Raw genomic sequence first — 16,712 nt, forward strand, 5'->3', positions numbered from 1 at the left:
AACCCATGAGCACCCTCCCCCAGCACCCGCTGCGCACCAAGGCCTACAACCTCGCCCTCAAGGGCATGTTCACGCTCACCCCGGAGCGCATCCACGGCATCATCAGCCAGGGCATCGGCCTGCTCCAGGCGGTGTACCCCGCGAACCGCGCCGTGGGCAAGGTGCTCGCCGTCAACGACCCGATCCTCTCGCAGGAGGTCTTCGGCACCGTCTTCCCGCGCCCACTGGGCTTGGCCGCCGGCTTCGACAAGAACGGCAGCGCGCCGGACGCATGGTCGGCCATCGGCTTCGGCTACGCGGAGCTGGGTACTGTCACCGCCTCCCCGCAGCCGGGCAACCCCACCCCGCGGCTGTTCCGCCTGCCCGCGGACAAGGCGATCCTCAACCGCATGGGCTTCAACAACTCCGGCGCCGCTGCGGTCGCCGAGAACCTCCGCCGCCGCAAGAGCACAGACGTCATCGGCATCAACATCGGCAAGACCAAGGTGGTTCCGCCGGAGGGCGCCGTCGACGACTACCGCCGCTCCGCCTCACTGCTCGGCGACCTCGCCGACTACCTCGTGGTCAACGTCTCCTCGCCGAACACCCCGGGCCTGCGCGACCTCCAGGCCGTCGAGTCCCTGCGCCCGATCCTCCAGGCGGTGCAGGAGTCCACGAAGACCCCGGTGCTGGTCAAGATCGCCCCGGATCTGAGCAACGAGGACGTCGACGCCGTGGCCGACCTCGCCCTCGAGCTGGGCATCGCGGGCATCGTGGCCACGAACACCACCATCTCCCGCGAGGGTCTTGCCACCGATAAGCACACGGTAGAGGCGATGGGCGCCGGCGGCATCTCCGGCAAGCCGCTCACCGCCCGTTCGCTCGAGGTCCTCCAGCGCCTCTACGACCGCGTAGGCGACAAGCTCGTCCTCGTCGGCGTCGGCGGCATCACCACGCCGCAGGAGGCCTGGGAGCGTATCGCCGCCGGTGCCACCCTGCTGCAGGGCTACACTAATTTCATCTACGGCGGCCCCGATTGGATCCGCGACATCCACCTGGGCATCGCCGCCCAGCTGCGCGCCTACGGCTACGGAAACATCTCCGAGGCCGTCGGTTGCGGCAAGCCGTGGACGCTTGGCTAGTTCGCTTGTCGACGGCTAAAGCGGCCAACCACACCCCTCTCCGAGGGGTGTTTTTCTTTAGCTTTTGTTTAAGTGCACACTGAGAAACGATTCTGAACCCCATTTCTATACAGGGGCTTTTCGCTCTGCTAACGTTTGCATTGATGTCTCCCCTCAATTCTTCCCCCAAGTCCCGCCGCACCCCCTCGCGGCTGGTTCGTGCGGCCATCGTCGCCGCCACGATCGCAACCTCCGTCATCGGTGCGGGTCCCGCCGTCGCGCAGTCCTCGAGCTCCCTGCCGGGCAGCGCCAGCCCCCAGCCGTGGCTGGGCGACGCGCCCTACATCGTCTCGTCGAACCAGGTAGACGGCAATTATTGGCGCGTCGACGTCTGGTCTCCCGCCAACCGCGTGGTGATCTCCAACAACGTGTTGCTCCCCGGCCACGGCGGGCCGAGGCCCTCCCTCTACCTGCTGCCCGGCCTTCAGGGCGGGCAGGCGGGCATGAACTGGATGTCACATTCCGACGTCAAGAACTGGGCCCTGGACAAGAACGTCAACGTGGTCATGCCCCTGGGCGGCCCCTACTCGCTCTACACCGACTGGGACTTCAACGACCCCATCCTCGGGGTCAACAAGTGGAACACCTACATGACCTCCGAGCTCCCTCCGCTTATCGACCAGGCCTTCAACGGCACCGGGCGCGACGCCATCGGTGGCATTTCCTCCACTGGAGCCGCGGCCCTCGACATCGCCGCCCACGCGCCGTGGCGCTACGCCGCGGCCGCCTCCTACTCGGGCTGCCCGATCCGCTCCGGCGCCTTCGGCGGCCTCGTGAGCTCCAGCATGATGGTCGCGGGCGGCGGCTCGGCCTTCAACGCTTGGGGGCTTCCCGGCTCGCCCTCGTGGGCCGACCACGACCCGGGCGCGAACCCGGGGCGCCTCCGCGACGTGAAGGTCTTCGTCTCCTCGGCTTCTGGCACCCCGGGCGCCATCGACGGCACCAATGACCCCAGCATGTGGCTGGGCCCGCGCGCGGTGGAGCTGGTGGCCACCGAGTGCACCAACCAGTACACCAACATCGCCCGCGGCGCTGGCGTGGACGTTAACCGCCAGTTCTACCCGGAGGGCGCCCACTCCTTCGGGCTGTTCTTCCAGGAGATGAAGGACAGCTGGGATCAGACGATCCGCTGGGCCATCGGCGCCTAACCGGAAACGAAGAAAGCCCCTCGATGAACCACATCATCGAGGGGCTTCACTTTTAGCCGCGTGTGGAGTTACGCCTTCGGCGTCATCGCCCGGCGAATGACCAGTCCGCACAGCAGCGCCAGGACCGCGTAGCCGGGCAGCCAGTACTGCTCCCAGGTGGCCAGCGTCGGGTTGGGCAGGAACCTGCCCGCCACCACGAGGAGCAACGCCACCGCGAGCGCGCCCACCTGAACGGCGCTCGGGGCCTGGTTCCGGTTCACGGTCGCGAAGGCTCCGAGGACGGCCGCCGCGACGACGATGAGCAGGAAGCGGGTGTTCACCTCGAAGGGCGTCATCCAGCCCTTGGTGAAGATCTCGATGGCGGTGAAGATGAACAGCACCACCGCGATCGCCATGAAGGCCCCGCCCACGCGGATCGCCACGGGGATGTTGACCACCTCGGGCTTGGTCCGATTAGTCATTCTGGTACCACCCCCACGCGATGGTGCGCGCGATCGAGTGGAAGTACAGGTTAAAGCCCAAAACGGTACAGGTGGACTCCGGATCAATGTCCAGCTTGTCGACGTCCACGGCGTGGACCGCAAAAAGATAGCGGTGCGGCCCGTGTCCGGCCGGCGGCTGCGGGCCGTAGAAGGCCTTCATACCGGAGTCGCCGCGCAGGGTGATGGCGCCGGGGATGCCCGCGTCCTCGGCGGAGCCCGCGCCGGCGGGAAGCTCGGTGACGTCCGCGGGGATGTTGAACACGCCCCAGTGCCAGAAACCGGAGGCGGTGGGCGCGTCCGGATCGAAGCAGGTCACCGCGATGGACTTGGTGCCCTCGGGCAGCCCGGTCCACTTCAGCTGTGGCGAGATGTTGTTCGGCGCGGCGATGTCGTCGGCCAGTCGCTCGCCATCCGCGAAGTCGGTCGACTTTAGCTCAAAGGCGGGCAGATCCTTCAGCGGCGCGTAAGGATCCGGCCCCGGGAAACGGCCATCTTCTGCGTAGTTGCTCATAGGCTTTTTCTACCGCATTGTTGTGACGATTACCACTAGACGCGGCCAGAAGTTGCGCACATCTCCCCCCGTGACCCCTTTTCGGGCGTGGAAAGGCTCGCTCGCGAAGAGGGAAAATTCCAACGCTGTAATTGCCACCCAAAAAATGGCCATCTACCAGCAGATTTGCAAAGTTTTTGTTTGCCCCATATAGTTTAGCGAGTGCCCAGCCGAACGGCTCAAAGCACAATCACCCAGCCCGGGTGGCGGAATGGCAGACGCGCTAGCTTGAGGTGCTAGTGTCCTACTAACGGACGTGGGGGTTCAAGTCCCCCCTCGGGCACAAAAATAATCCCGAGTCATCAACAAGATGGCTCGGGATTTTTGCGCATGAGGAATGACTATCGTGACCCCAGCTGGCATCGACCCCGATCGACTTCGAATCGCCCTGAACGTTATTAAGGAGGCTGGTTCACTTCCCTCCTCGCATCCCGATGCGGTGGCCCTCCATCGCGCGGTTTCCAAGCTGTTTAAGGACGTCAAGCGTAGCCGTCGACAAGCGGCGAAAAGGGCGCGCCAAGAGGCCGATAAACGGGTCTTGGAGGCGACGGCCACCGCAAACCCCCGCCGCATCGACGATGAGACGGCGGGGCTGCTGATCGCGCCGCTGGGGCAGGAACCGGTCGCGCTCGAGGCGGGTGCCGTAGCGACCCCGCACGGGTTCGCGGGCGCGCTGCGGCGCTCGCAGAACTGTTACGTGTGCAAGAAGCCGTACACGCTGGTCGACAGCTTTCACCACCAGCTGTGCCCGGAGTGCGCCGCTGACAATCGCGCGCGGCGGACGGCGAGGGTCGATCTGACCGGACGGCGGGCACTGCTTACGGGAGGACGCGCAAAGATCGGCATGTACATCGCGCTCAAGCTGCTGCGCGACGGCTGCGACCTCACGATCACCACCCGCTTCCCCAAGGACGCGGTGCGCCGATTCGCGGCAGTGGGCGACTCACCTGAGTGGCTGGGGCGCCTCCACGTAGTGGGCATCGACCTGCGCGACCCCGCCCGCGTCGCGGAGCTCGCCGACGCGGTCGCGGAACGGCCGCTGGACATCCTCATCAACAACGCGGCGCAGACGGTCAGGCGCAGCGCGGGGGCCTACTCGGGGCTCGTGGCGGCCGAGACCGCGCCGCTTGCGGGCATCGAGAACGACGTGCCGCTGCTGGAGCTGGGTAGCCCTCACGAGCGCCATCCGCGGGCGATCTCCTCGGGCGTGCCGAGCCTAGATGTCGCTCGTCAGGCGCTGACCGCTGGCGGCGAGGTCGACGCCGGCGGCCTCATTCCCGACCTCGTGAGCCACAATTCTTGGGTGGCGAAGGTCGGCGAGGTGGACCCCGTGGAGATGCTCGAGGTGCAGCTGTGCAACGCCACCGCGCCGTTTATTCTGTTCAACCGCCTGCGCCCAGCGCTGGAGGCCTCGCCCGCGCGCCGAAAGTACGTGGTCAATGTCTCCGCAATGGAGGGTGTGTTCGGTCGCGGGTACAAGGGGCCCGGACACCCGCACACGAACATGGCCAAGGCGGCGCTCAACATGCTCACCCGCACGACGGCGACCGAGATGTTCCAGCACGGGGTGCTGGTGACCTCCGTGGATACGGGCTGGATCACGGACGAGCGGCCGCACACCACCAAGACCCGGCTGGCGGCCGAAGGTTTTAGGGCGCCACTCGACCTCGTCGACGGTGCGGCGCGGGTCTACGACCCCATCGTGCAGGGTGAGAACGGAGTTGACCTCTACGGCTGCTTCCTGAAGGACTACCGGCCGCACCCGTGGTGAGGCTGGCGAGCGCCCACTCGCAAAGAAGCGCTTGTTTGACAGCGGCGCTGCGCGAAAAGGGCAGGTGGTCAAATCTGAAGCCTGTCAAACAAGCGCTTGTTTGACAGCGGCGAGAGCCAGCCGCGCGGATTTTCGGCGGCGCCCCACCCGAATCCGCGCATCCGCGCAGAAAGCCCGCCCAACGGGGTCGCTGGGCGGGCTCGATCGGCGCTTAAGACCTGACCTAGTCCTCGGCCACCTTGTCGAAGGCCTGCAGGATGCGCTCGGCGCCGAGGGTCGGCGTGATCTGCGCGTGGCGCAGCTGATCCTCGACGAGCTTCTTCACGGCCACCACGTCCGGGTCGCCGTTGAGCCGCTGCAGGATGGTCTCGTGGACCATCGACCACATCCACTGGACCTGCTGCTCGCGGCGGGTGTGCTCGAAGTCGCCAGACTCGAGCATGGCGGCGTGGTGCTTCTCCACGATCTCCCAGAACTCGTCGATGCCCTCGTGCTCGACGGCGGACATGGTAATCGTCGGCGGGTGCCAGCCGTCGGTCTCCGCACGCACCATGCGCATCGCCGCGGCGAGCTCGCGGGCCGCGCGCTTGGCGTTGCGCAGGTTGGGGCCGTCGGCCTTGTTGATGGCCACGAGGTCGGCCATCTCCAGCACGCCCTTCTTGATGCCCTGGAGCTGGTCGCCCGCGCCCGCAAGAGCAAGGAAAGTGAAGCAGTCCACCATCTGGGAGACGGCGACCTCGGACTGGCCCACGCCCACGGTCTCGACGAGAATCACGTCGTAGCCGGCCGCCTCGAAGACCACCATCGACTCGCGGGTCGCCTTGGCCACGCCGCCGAGGGTTCCCGCCGACGGCGAGGGGCGGATGAAGGCGTTTTCCTCGCGGGCAAGCTTGGACATGCGGGTCTTGTCGCCAAGGATCGAGCCGCGGGTGCGGGTCGAGGACGGGTCGATCGCGAGGACCGCGACCTTGTGCCCCTCCTTGATCAGCTTCATGCCCAGCGCCTCGATGAAGGTGGACTTGCCCACGCCCGGCACGCCGGTAATACCCACGCGCAGCGCCTTGCCGGAAAACGGCAGCAACCGCACCAGCAGCTCCTGAGCCAGCACGCGGTGCGCCGGGGCGGTGGACTCGAGCAGCGTGATCGCGCGCGACATGAGCGTGCGGTTGTGCTCGCGCACGCCGTTGAACAGCTCATCGACGTCGATGCGGCGGCGCGCACGCTTGACCACTTCCGGCGCGACGGCGGTCACTGCTCCCAGATCGGTACCCGCGGTGGTCATGAGCGAACCCAGGTGGTGTTCGAGATACTCGTTTCCTTGGAAGGAACCGGTCATGAGCTGGCACTCCTTTGTGCTTTTCGACGTGCCCACGGCGCCGAGAGGCGTCGATAAGCGAAATAAAATAGGAAATATGCGCGCACCGGCCCGAAGAAACCCTCGGGCCGGTGCGAAAACTGACTTCTTCTAGCCCTTAGGCCTCGACGTCAAGCTCAAGGCCAAGGTTGGCGGCGAGCTTGGTCAGCATGTCGATAGCGGAATCTGCGATGACGGTTCCCGGCGGGTAGATGGCCACCGCGCCGTCGTCGTAGAGCTCCTGGAAATCACCCGGCGGGATGACGCCGCCGACGATGATCATGATGTCCTCGCGGCCGAGCTTCTTCAGCTCCTCGCGCAGGGCTGGCACCAGGGTGAGGTGACCTGCGGCGAGCGAGGACACGCCGACGACGTGGACGTCGGCATCGACAGCGGCCTGGGCGGCCTCTGCCGGGGTCTGGAACAGCGGTCCGACGTCGACGTCCATGCCGAGGTCGGCGTAGGCGGACGCGACGACCTTCTGGCCGCGGTCGTGACCGTCCTGGCCCATCTTGGCGATGTAGATGCGCGGGCGGCGGCCTTCCTCGGCCTCGAAAGCGTCGGCCATGGCGATTGCCTTCTCGACGTTGCCCACGGTGCCTTCCTTTCCAACCTCGTCCTTGTAGACGCCGGAGAGGGTGCGGATCTCGGCCTCGTGGCGGCCAAAGACCTCCTCGAGGGCGTCGGAGATTTCACCGATGGAGCACTTGGCGCGGGCGCAGTCCACAGCCAGCTTCAGCAGGTTGTGGTCGAGGTCGCCCGGCTCCTTGTTCTCCATGCGCGCGGCCTCGGTCAGGGCGGCAAGCGTGCGCTTGACCTCCTCCGGGTCGCGCTCGGCGCGCAGCTTCTCCAGCTTGGCGATCTGCTCGGCGCGCACCTTGGTGTTGTCGACCTTGAGGACCTCGATCTGCTCGTCCTCTTCGACGACGTACTTGTTCACGCCGATAAGTGCCTGGCGGCCGGAGTCGATGCGGGCCTGGGTGCGGGCTGCGGACTCCTCGATGCGCAGCTTCGGGATGCCCTCGATGGTGGCCTGGGCCATACCACCGGCGGCCTCGACCTCCTCGATGTGCTTGCGGGCGCGCTCGGCGAGCTGCTCGGTCAGCCACTCGACGTAGTAGGAACCAGCCCACGGGTCGACCGGGCGCACGGTGCCGGACTCCTGCTGCAGCAGCAGCTGAGTGTTACGGGCGATGCGCGCGGAGAAGTCGGTCGGCAGGGCCAGCGCCTCGTCGAGGGCGTTGGTGTGCAGCGACTGGGTGTGGCCCTGGGTGGCGCCCATGGCCTCGATCGCGGTGCGAGCCACGTTGTTGTAGACGTCCTGCGCGGTCAGCGACCAGCCGGAGGTCTGGGAGTGGGTACGCAGGGAGCGCGACTTCGGGTTCTTCGGGCCGAACTTCGCAACCAGCTCGCTCCACAGGAGGCGGCCGGCGCGCAGCTTCGCGATCTCCATGAAGGTGTTCATGGAAATGCCCCAGAAGAAGGACAGACGCGGCGCGAACTTGTCCACCTCGAGGCCCACGGACTCGCCAGCACGGATGTACTCGATGCCGTCGGCCAGGGTGTAGGCCAGCTCGAGGTCGGCGGTAGCACCGGCCTCCTGGATGTGGTAGCCGGAGATCGAGATCGAGTTCCAGCGCGGCATCTTCATGGAGGTGTACTCGAAGATGTTCGCGATGATGCGCATCGACGGCTTCGGCGGGTAGATGTAGGTGTTGCGGACCATGAACTCCTTCAGAATGTCGTTCTGAATGGTTCCGGCCAGCTGCTCGGGCTTCACGCCCTGCTCCTCGGCGGTGACGATGTAGAACGCCAGAACCGGGAGGACGGCGCCGTTCATGGTCATCGAGACGGAGACGTTGGCCAGGTCGATGCCGGCGAACAGCTCGCGCATGTCGAGGATGGAGTCGATGGCCACGCCCGCCATACCGACGTCGCCGAGCACGCGCTCGTTGTCGGAGTCGTAGCCGCGGTGGGTGGCCAGGTCGAAGGCGACCGACAGGCCCTTCTGGCCAGCGGCCAGATTGCGGCGGTAGAAGGCGTTGGACTCAGCGGCGGTGGAGAAGCCAGCGTACTGGCGAATGGTCCACGGCTGGTTGGTGTACATGGTCGGGTACGGGCCACGCATGAACGGCGGCATACCCGGGAAGGAATCCAGCTGATCCGCAGGAACGGTCTCGTTGCGGTCCTCGCGGGTGAACACGCGGGGGACGTCGATGCCCTCCGGGGTGTTCCAGACCTGCTCGCGCAGCGCGCTCGCGTCGGCGGCGGCGGAGGACTCGGAGGAGGCGGCGTAATCAGCGAAATTAGGAATGGTACTCATGAGTGCTTATGCTCCCAACTTCTCAAGCAGGTCGGACAGGGTCTGAGCTGCGTCGATCTTCATGTTGAGGTAGCCGTCAGCCTCGACGCCGGTGCCCTCGGCACCCGCGAGAAGGACGGTCTCGACGCCGAGCTCGCGCAGCGCGGCCAGCGCCTCGGCGCCGGAGGCTGCGTACTCCTGGTCGGTGCCGCAGATGACGACGATGGAGGCAGCCTTCGCGGCCTCGGCGAACTCCGGGGTGCCGGGGACGACCTGGCCCGGGTTCAGCGCCTCGATGCCGCCGGAGGCGAGCAGGTTGGAGGCGAAACCGGTGCGAATGTTGTGCTTGGCCAGCGGGCCGAGCGGGATGAGCGCGATCTGCGGACGGGTGCCCTTGACCTCGAAGTAGTCGTCGGAGCGGTTGCGCAGGCCCTCGAACTGTGCGGCCCAACGCTTGACGTTGGTCGGCTCGACGCGCAGGTCTTTCGGGAGCGGCGCCTCGCCCAGGTTCGGGAACTCGTTGATAGCGGTGATCTTGCGCACGCGGTGAGCGATGGCGTCGCGGATCTTCTCGTAGCCAGCCTCGAGCTTCGAGGTGATCTCGCCGGTTGCGAAGACGGCGGAGAAGCCGCCCTTGGCCTCGACGTCCTGGAAGACCTCCCAGGACTTCTCGATCAGCTGGTTGGTGTACTGCTCGACGTAGTAGGAGCCGCCGGCCGGGTCGACGACGTGGCCGATGTGGGACTCCTCGAGGAGCAGCAGGTTGGTGTTGCGCGCGATGCGGTGCGCGAAGGTGCGGGACACACCCGGCAGACCGCCGGGGATAGCCCAGTCGAAGCACAGGACCTCGACGTCGGTGGCGCCGCCGACGCCTGCGGCGAAGGCAGACACGGTGGAACGCAGCATGTTGACCCAGGCGTCGCGCTGGCTGAACATGGCCGGCGCGGTCAGGGCGTGGATCGGGCAGGAGCCCTTCTCCGGCGCGCCGACGATCTCGGCGACGCGGGCCCACAGGGTGCGGGCGGCGCGCAGCTTGGCGATCTGGCCGAACTGGTCGTCGGTGATCGCGTAGCGGAAGGAGAGCTGGTCGAGCGCCTGCTCGACGGTCAGCCCGGCGTCGGTCAGCCTGCGCAGGTACTCAACGCCCGCGGCCAGGGTGAAGCCGATCTGCTGGGCGTAGGTGCCGCCCTGGTTGGAGAAGGCCACGCCGTCGACGAGGATGGCGCGGGTGTTCTCGCGGGTGGTGGCCTCCTTGGCCAGCTCGATGGCGGTGTCCAGGTCGCAGGATGCGGAGCCGTCGACCTGAGAGGTCAGCGGGGACGCGCCCAGCTCAACGCGGGCGGGCGTGGCGCCTTCGGCGTCGACAAGCTTGTACAGCTCTGCCACCTGAGCCTTGACGTTCTCGCCTGCGTTGAGGCGAACCGGAGCGTACTGGAACAGAACCCCCTTGAGAAGATCCGCCAGCGGGGCGTCGCCGTAGGCGACGATGTCGGTGGTGCCGTTCTCCAGGGCGGACAGGACCTGGGCGTTGGTGGCGGAGGCACCGAAGGACTCGGTCACGCCCCAGCCGCTGTTGGTAGCGGCGTCCACGCCCGCGGCGCCGCGGGTGTACGGGAAGCTACCCGGAACCTGCGCCTCAGGAAGTTCGTCCTGGCGGGTGTACAGCGGGTTGACGTCGATCCCGTCGTAGGTGGTCTTGATTAGTTTGCGCCAAGCGTCAAGCGGGACGTCGGCGACGTCCTTCTTGTGCACTCGCGCGAAGACGCCAGCGACACCCTTGTACCAGGCTTCCTGTCGCTGGGCGAAGTCTTCAATAAGGGAATTCCGTGCATCACTCACGTAAAACCCACTCCCCTCGCATCGGTGGCAAGCCACGAGGGTGAAAGCCCCGAAGCCCGCCTTTAGAGCTGTCAGTAAAAGTGTGAGACTTGTCCACGACCGCGAGGGTGGCAGACAACTCACAACCGTGTTCAATCCTAGTACGCATCACAGTCGTTTATTGGTCACCCCGGCAGGTTGTGGTTAATCTTGCACCCCCACCGGCTACCCTATTTTCTTGTGAGCACCGCCTATGATTTTCTGTTCGGGCTTTTCAGGTCCGCGTACACCGCCGTTCGTGGGTGGAGCCCTATTCGGAAATTGGTGGCTTTAGCTGCGGTTTTCCTCGGCGTCTACATGCTTTTCGGCTTTGACGTCCCCTCGCTTGCGACGCTGCAGCAGTGGTCCCTGCACTTAGGTCCCTGGTTCCCGTTTCTATTCGGCGGGCTGTACGTGCTCGTGGTCCAGTTCCCCATTCCGAGAACGTTTTTCACCTTGAGCTCCGGCGTGCTCTTCGGACCGGCGCTCGGCATCACGGTCGCGCTCGTTTCCACCACGGTCGGCGCCGCGTTGTCGATCAGCATCGTGCGCGCCTTCTTCGGCGAGTGGATCGCGCAGCGCCTCACGCACCCAGCCGTTGCCCGCATCGATCGGCACCTCAAGCAGCGCGGCTGGCTCGCCGTCGCCTCGCTGCGCATGATCGCGGCCGTCCCGTTTTCCATCCTCAACTACGTCGCCGCGCTCAGCAGCGTGCCTATCCTCAGCTTCACCGTGGCCACGCTCGTCGGCTCCGCACCCGGCACCATCGCCACCGTCCTGCTCGGTAACACGCTCACCGGCGACATGGATCCGAAGCTGCTTGCGGTCGCATTGAGTCTTGCGGTGATCGGCTCCGCGGGGTTGCTTATCGACGCCAAGGTCCCCCTCAAGGGTCAAGACTCAAGCATGGATTAGCCATCGTGGGCTAGGCTGGGTGGAGCTTTACCCATCCGTGAAGGGGCCCAGATCATGTTCGCCATTCATGCCCGGTACCGCGGCCGCGAGCGCCGCCGCGCCGACTTCGTCCGCCAGTCCGCCCAGGCGCTGTCCACGCTGCCCGACGTCAACGAGTTTTCGGTCGTGGGCGTGGAGGACATCCAGGCCACGGTCGACACCGCCGAGGCGGCTTGCGACACGACGATGGCGCTGCTTTCCGCCGGCGACTGGGCCGTCGGCATCGGCGTGCTCGTCGACGACTCCCTGCCCGACCCCGAGCTCGCCGCGACGCAGGCACTCTCGCTGGCGGCCATGACCCTGGGCACCCACGCCCGCAGCGGGCAGGTCAAGGTCGGCGTCAAGCGCGGCAACCGCAAGGACCAGGCCTGGAGCGCGGACGTGCAGGCGGTGTTCACGATGCTGGCCCACATCCTCTCCAAGCGCACCTCCGAGGGGCGGGAGGCGACCTCGCTCGTGCGCTCGGGCATGAATCAAAACGAGGCGGCGGCAGAGCTGGGGATCTCCAAGCAGGCGATGAGCCAACGCCTGCAGGCGGCCGGGTGGCAGGCAGAGATGGCCGGGTACCGGCTCGCCATCAGCCTGCTGCAGCGCGCGGCATAGGAAAAGCGCCCGCGTCCATGTGACGCGAGCGCTTTGCGCGTTATTGCTCGGTGGGCTCGTCCACCGGCTTGTTGGCCACGGCGTTGGCCGCCGCCACAGCCGCGGCGATCTCCGGGTTGGACTCGGTCTTGAACCAATCCTCGTGGTCGTCCTCGCTGAGCACCTCGGCGGCGTCCACCTTCTTGGGCTCGTAACGGAAGACACCGTCGACCCCCTTGTCCGCGAAGGATCGGGCGAACTGCTCGAGCGAGTCGCTGAACTGGCTGGGGATCATCCACATAGTCGACGCCTGGCCCTCGGCCATCTTCGGCAGCTTGTCCAGGTACTGGTACGCCAGGACCTCGGGCGTGAGCTGCGAGGCGGCGATGGCGGCGTTGACCTTCTGGATGGCGCGGGCCTCGCCCTGCGCCTCCAGGTACTTGGCGGCTCGTTCGCCCTCCGCGCGCAGGATGGTGGCCTGGCGCTCGGCCTCCGCGGCGAGGATGGCGGCGTGCTTCTCGCCCTCGGCCGCCAGAATCTTCGCCTGCTTCTCGCCCTCGGCGGTGCGGATGTCGGATTCCCTGCGGCCCTCGGCGGTGAGGATCATGGCGCGCTTCTCGCGGTCCGCCTTCATCTGCATCTCCATCGACTGCTGGATGGACGGCGGCGGATCGATGGCCTTGAGCTCGACTCGGCTGATGCGCAGGCCCCACTTGGTGGTGGCGGCGTCGAGCTCACCGCGCAGGCGGCGGTTGATGACCTCGCGCGAGGTCAGCGTCTCCTCCAGGGTCATGCCGCCCACGACGTCGCGGAGCGTGGCCACGGAGATCTGCTCGACGCCCACGATGTAGTTGTCCACGCCGTAGATGGCGCGGGCGGCGTCGTTGATCTGGAAGGTGACCACCGTGTCGATGGCGACGGTGAGGTTGTCCTGGGTGATGACGGCCTGCGGCGGGAAGGAGACCACGCGCTCGCGGGTGTCCACCTTGTCGCGCACGCGGTCGATGAACGGGATGAGCAGGGTCAGCCCGCCCGAGACGGTGCGGGTGTAGCGGCCGAGCCGCTCGATGACGGCGGCCTCACCCTGCGGAATCAATGCTATGGACTTGAGAACAATGGCTGCGATGAGAACCAGCAGCGCGACAACGGCGATAAAGGATGCTGACATCTATACTCCCTTCCACACAACGGCGGTTGTGCCCTCGATTTCTACGACGTGTACAACTTCACCGGGGGCGAAGGTGTCTGTGGGAGTCAGCGCTCGCGCGGACCAGATGGAGCCGTCGAGCCGCACCTGGCCGGAGGTCGCCCCGACCGCCTCGAGCACCTCCGCCTTCTGCCCCACGAGGGCCGAGGGCGAGGTGTCGAGCACGAGGCTGGTGTTCATGCGCCTCTTGATCATCGGCTTGAGCCCCACCACCGTGGCGATGGAGGCCACGCCGAAGACGGCGAGCTCCGCCCACAGCGGGATCCCCGCCAGCGCCGTCGCACTGACTACGAGCGCGGCGACGCCCAGCATCAAGAGGGTGAGCTCGCCCACGAGCAGCTCCGCGCTCGCGAGAACTAAGGCGATGATGAACCAGATGAGTGCTCCCACGACCCCCACCCTAACGAAGACACGATTCGATTACCGCTCCAAAACGGAATCGATACCCAATCGAAATAAATGGGAGATAAGTGGGAATGGTCTCTAAATGAGGTCTTCCTTCTTCAGCTCCGGGGTGGTGACGAAGTCGACGAGCCTTTCGACGGCGCCGATGAGCGTGGAGTCGATGTCGCGGAAGGTGCTGACCGCGCTGTAGACCCGGTTCCAGCCCTCCTTGGGGTCGCTCCAGCCCACGCGCTTGCAGATACCCGTCTTCCAGTCCTCGCCGTAGGGAACCTCCGGCCACGCGCGCAAGCCCAGCCGTTCCGGCTTCACCGCCGCCCAGATGTCGATGTAGGGATGGCCGGTGACCAGCACGTCGGGACCGACGGACTCGGTGAGCCGGGTCTCCTTGGACCCGCGCACGAGGTGGTCCGCCAGCACCCCGATGCGACGGCCGGGGCCCGGCTTGAACTCGGCGAGGCGCTCGGGAAGGTTGTCGAGCCCCTCCAGATATTCCACGACGACGCCCTCGACGCGAAGGTCGTGGCCCCAGATCTTCTCCACGATGGCGGCGTCGTGGATGCCCTCCACCCAGATCCGGGAGGGGGCCGCGACCTTCGCCTCCACCTGCTCCACGCGACGCGACCCGGAGTTGGAGCGCTGGGGCTTGGCCTTGGGCACGAAGCGGGTGAGCGTGACCCGCTCGCCGTCGATCATGAAGGCGCCCTCGCGGAGTTTGAAGAGCCGCTGGGTACCGTAACGATCCTCCAGCCGGATGAAATCGCCGTCATAGGTCCGCTCGAAACCCACCACGGCACCCACGAAGCCGTCGGCAAGCACCTCTGCAACAAGACCCGGCTCGGCTGGGACCTTCGGGTAGGTGGGACGCTGGTTGCGCGCGTGCCCGCTCAGGATGTCGCCGCCGTAGGGATCGTTGAAGCTCATAGCGAAACAGCCTACTTCGCTTTTCGCGGGGCGTGGATTAGGCTTGCCCGAGTTATGGATTTCAGAGCTCACGTCTACTCCCCGCTGCAAAACCAGGCGCTGTGGCTGGCGGCAACCTTGTACGGCGAGGCCTCCTTCGACGACGCCGACTACGCGCTCACCGAGCTCGGCGGCCCGCAGCGATTCGAGGACGAGGAGTACGGGCTCGCCCCGCTCATTCGCCAGATCCGCTCGTTTAACTCGGGCTTCATGGATTCCTTTTCCTCCCAGCCTGCGTTGTCGCTCACGCTCGCAGGCCCCGGCACCCCCGTCGGCCTGCCCGCCGCCTCCGCGGCGGCAGGGCTTGCCACCGGTGCCGGCGGCGCGATAGTACTCGCATCCGAGCGCGCCCGCGCCTACGCCGCGGCCGTCCCGCTCTATGGTCAAGGCGGCACCCAGTGGCGCTGGTTCGAGCTCGAGGGCTATCCCCCGGCACCCGCCTACCTGTCCCCCGGCGAGGCCGACTTCCTGCTCACCACCGCCACCCGCGAGGCCGCCGAGCTCATCGAGCGCATGGGGCCGATAGCCACCGACCTACCCAACCCCCGGCTGACGGTGGGCACGCTCAGCGACTTCTACGACACCCCCGGTCTTCCCTCGTCGATCGCGCCACGCGCGGCGAAGCTCATCGCCCGCGCCGACCGGGTCTCCGCGATCATCGAGACCGTGACCGCCAGGATCAACGATCACACCTTCGACCCGGGGCTGCTGAGCCTGGGCAGGCACATCCGCCAGGCGCGCATGAGCGCGGTCACCTACGCCACCGTCGAGTGGGCGCGGGTCTACGATCGCAACCTCCACGCCCGCTAGCCGCCTAGCGGCGCGGCCTGGTGGGGCAGCACCCGGGCTCGCACACGGCGCCGTTGAGGCTGCAGCCCTTGGAGGCCACGCACCCGGAGTGCTTCGCGGTCTCGGGCGCCAGCGACTCCCCGATAAGGTCCACGATCATCTTCGCGAACTCCGGGCGCGGGCCCACCGTCGCCGCGCGTTCGACGAGCATCCCGTGCTCCTTGGCCTGTGCCGCGAGCTCGTGGTCGAGGTCCCAGACCACCTCCATGTGGTCGGAGATGAAACCGACGGAGCAGACGACCATGGCGCCCACCCCGGCGTCGTGCAGGGACTGCTCGTGATCGAGAATGTCCGGTTCCAGCCACGGGACCGTGCCGTCGCCGGAGGCCGACTGCCACACGACCTCGTAGTCGGAAATCCCCGCCTTCGCCGCGACGAGCCGCGCGGCCTCGGCGACCTGACGGGAGTAGAGGTTTCCGTCGGCCTTGGTGCCGGAGGCGGCATCAGCGCGGACGGGGATGCTGTGGGCGGTAAACACCAAGCGCGCGGATTCGCGGAAAGCCTCGGGCAGCCGACCGTAGGCGTCGGCAATAGCCTGCGCGTTGAGCTCGATGAAGGCCGGGTGGTCGAAGAACTGGCGGGACTTGAAAAAGTCCGTCTGCTCGAACCCCGCCGCGCCCTGCGCCTCACGCATCGCCTGGATGTCCTCGTCATACTGCTTGCAGCCGGAGTATCCGCCCCAGGCGCTGGTGGCGAAGACCACGGCCTTGCGCACGCCGTCGCGCGAAAGCTCCAGCGCTACGTCGTTGGCGTAGGGCTTCCAATTGCGATTGCCGAAGTAGACGGGAAGGTCCCAGCCGCGGCGGCGCAGCTCTTCTTCCACGTTGAAGATGATCTCGCGGTTGAGCTCGTTGAGCGGGCTGAGCCCGTCGAAGTGATTATAGTGCTGCCCGACCTCGTCGAGGCGCTCCGGCGGGATGCCCCGGCCGCGGGTGACGTTCTCGAGGAAGGGACGGATGTCTTCCGGCCCCTCGGGGGCTCCGAAAGACAGTACGACCAACGCGTCGACGTCGGCCGGCGACCAGCCAGGAGCAGTGGATTCGAGGGGATTCATCTCGCCTTCCAAGTTCATGGTGGTTACCGTATCACCAAACCAAGGGTTGCCTGAAAAGCCGAAGAAGGCGGGGTGTG

15 protein-coding genes and 1 tRNA gene are annotated in these 16,712 nt (G+C 66.6%); 7 read left to right on the top strand and 9 right to left on the bottom strand.

The genetic code is table 11. From position 1 onward, the window contains the following. Positions 1-5: 5 nt before the first annotated feature. A complete protein-coding gene (locus tag B843_RS07200; RefSeq protein WP_025252840.1) occupies positions 6-1,121 on the top strand; it encodes a quinone-dependent dihydroorotate dehydrogenase in 1,116 nt (371 codons plus the stop codon). Positions 1,122-1,264: 143 nt separating this feature from the next. Then, positions 1,265-2,308: an alpha/beta hydrolase gene (locus B843_RS07205; RefSeq protein ID WP_025252841.1), complete on the top strand. Its 1,044-nt coding sequence runs from the start codon at positions 1,265-1,267 to the stop codon at positions 2,306-2,308. Positions 2,309-2,376: 68 nt separating this feature from the next. Here B843_RS07205 and B843_RS07210 read toward each other — a convergent pair whose 3' ends face one another. Together B843_RS07210 and B843_RS07215 are read right to left on the bottom strand one after the other, a co-directional pair. Continuing rightward, positions 2,377-2,769 (bottom strand): hypothetical protein, encoded by a 393-nt coding sequence (locus tag B843_RS07210; RefSeq protein WP_025252842.1) that lies wholly within the window; start codon positions 2,767-2,769, stop codon positions 2,377-2,379. Beyond that, a complete protein-coding gene (locus B843_RS07215; protein WP_025252843.1) occupies positions 2,762-3,301 on the bottom strand; it encodes a YbhB/YbcL family Raf kinase inhibitor-like protein in 540 nt (179 codons plus the stop codon). Before B843_RS07215 ends, B843_RS07210 begins: the two co-directional genes overlap by 8 nt. Before the next feature lie 236 nt (positions 3,302-3,537). On the opposite strand from B843_RS07215, the gene B843_RS07220 reads away from it, so the two are divergent. Continuing rightward, positions 3,538-3,623 (top strand) — tRNA-Leu (locus B843_RS07220). 54 nt (positions 3,624-3,677) lie between these two features. Then, a complete protein-coding gene (locus tag B843_RS07225) occupies positions 3,678-5,111 on the top strand; it encodes an SDR family NAD(P)-dependent oxidoreductase (protein WP_025252844.1) in 1,434 nt (477 codons plus the stop codon). Between the two features lie 223 nt (positions 5,112-5,334). Here B843_RS07225 and meaB read toward each other — a convergent pair whose 3' ends face one another. The 3 genes from meaB to B843_RS07240 form a co-directional block, all read right to left on the bottom strand. Then, entirely contained in the window at positions 5,335-6,447 is a 1,113-nt protein-coding gene (gene meaB / locus B843_RS07230) for a methylmalonyl Co-A mutase-associated GTPase MeaB (protein ID WP_025252845.1), read from the bottom strand. A gap of 136 nt (positions 6,448-6,583) precedes the next feature. Continuing rightward, a complete protein-coding gene (gene scpA, locus B843_RS07235) occupies positions 6,584-8,788 on the bottom strand; it encodes a methylmalonyl-CoA mutase (RefSeq protein WP_025252846.1) in 2,205 nt (734 codons plus the stop codon). Positions 8,789-8,794: 6 nt separating this feature from the next. Continuing rightward, positions 8,795-10,606, bottom strand: a complete 1,812-nt coding sequence (locus tag B843_RS07240) for a methylmalonyl-CoA mutase family protein (RefSeq protein ID WP_025252847.1) — start codon at positions 10,604-10,606, stop codon at positions 8,795-8,797. Between the two features lie 336 nt (positions 10,607-10,942). Between B843_RS07240 and B843_RS07245 the strand changes: the two genes are divergently transcribed. Next, entirely contained in the window at positions 10,943-11,539 is a 597-nt protein-coding gene (locus tag B843_RS07245; protein ID WP_155895120.1) for a TVP38/TMEM64 family protein, read from the top strand. A 54-nt stretch (positions 11,540-11,593) separates the two neighbouring features. Next, a complete protein-coding gene (locus tag B843_RS07250) occupies positions 11,594-12,181 on the top strand; it encodes a hypothetical protein (protein WP_025252849.1) in 588 nt (195 codons plus the stop codon). Between the two features lie 40 nt (positions 12,182-12,221). On the opposite strand, the gene B843_RS07255 is transcribed toward B843_RS07250, so the two are convergent. The 3 genes from B843_RS07255 to B843_RS07265 form a co-directional block, all read right to left on the bottom strand. Next, entirely contained in the window at positions 12,222-13,328 is a 1,107-nt protein-coding gene (locus B843_RS07255; RefSeq protein WP_038595375.1) for an SPFH domain-containing protein, read from the bottom strand. Beyond that, positions 13,329-13,757, bottom strand: coding sequence for an NfeD family protein (locus tag B843_RS07260; protein WP_025252850.1), 429 nt, complete (start codon positions 13,755-13,757; stop codon positions 13,329-13,331). It lies immediately after the preceding gene. 93 nt (positions 13,758-13,850) lie between these two features. Beyond that, positions 13,851-14,693, bottom strand: a complete 843-nt coding sequence (locus B843_RS07265; protein WP_025252851.1) for a DUF3097 domain-containing protein — start codon at positions 14,691-14,693, stop codon at positions 13,851-13,853. Positions 14,694-14,747: 54 nt separating this feature from the next. On the opposite strand from B843_RS07265, the gene B843_RS07270 reads away from it, so the two are divergent. After that, positions 14,748-15,542, top strand: coding sequence for a hypothetical protein (locus tag B843_RS07270; protein WP_025252852.1), 795 nt, complete (start codon positions 14,748-14,750; stop codon positions 15,540-15,542). Positions 15,543-15,546: 4 nt separating this feature from the next. On the opposite strand, the gene B843_RS07275 is transcribed toward B843_RS07270, so the two are convergent. Then, entirely contained in the window at positions 15,547-16,653 is a 1,107-nt protein-coding gene (locus tag B843_RS07275; RefSeq protein WP_404825177.1) for a ferrochelatase, read from the bottom strand. Positions 16,654-16,712: the final 59 nt, after the last annotated feature.

This window comes from Corynebacterium vitaeruminis DSM 20294 (assembly GCF_000550805.1).
In the GTDB taxonomy this organism is placed as follows: Bacteria; Actinomycetota; Actinomycetes; order Mycobacteriales; family Mycobacteriaceae; genus Corynebacterium; species Corynebacterium vitaeruminis.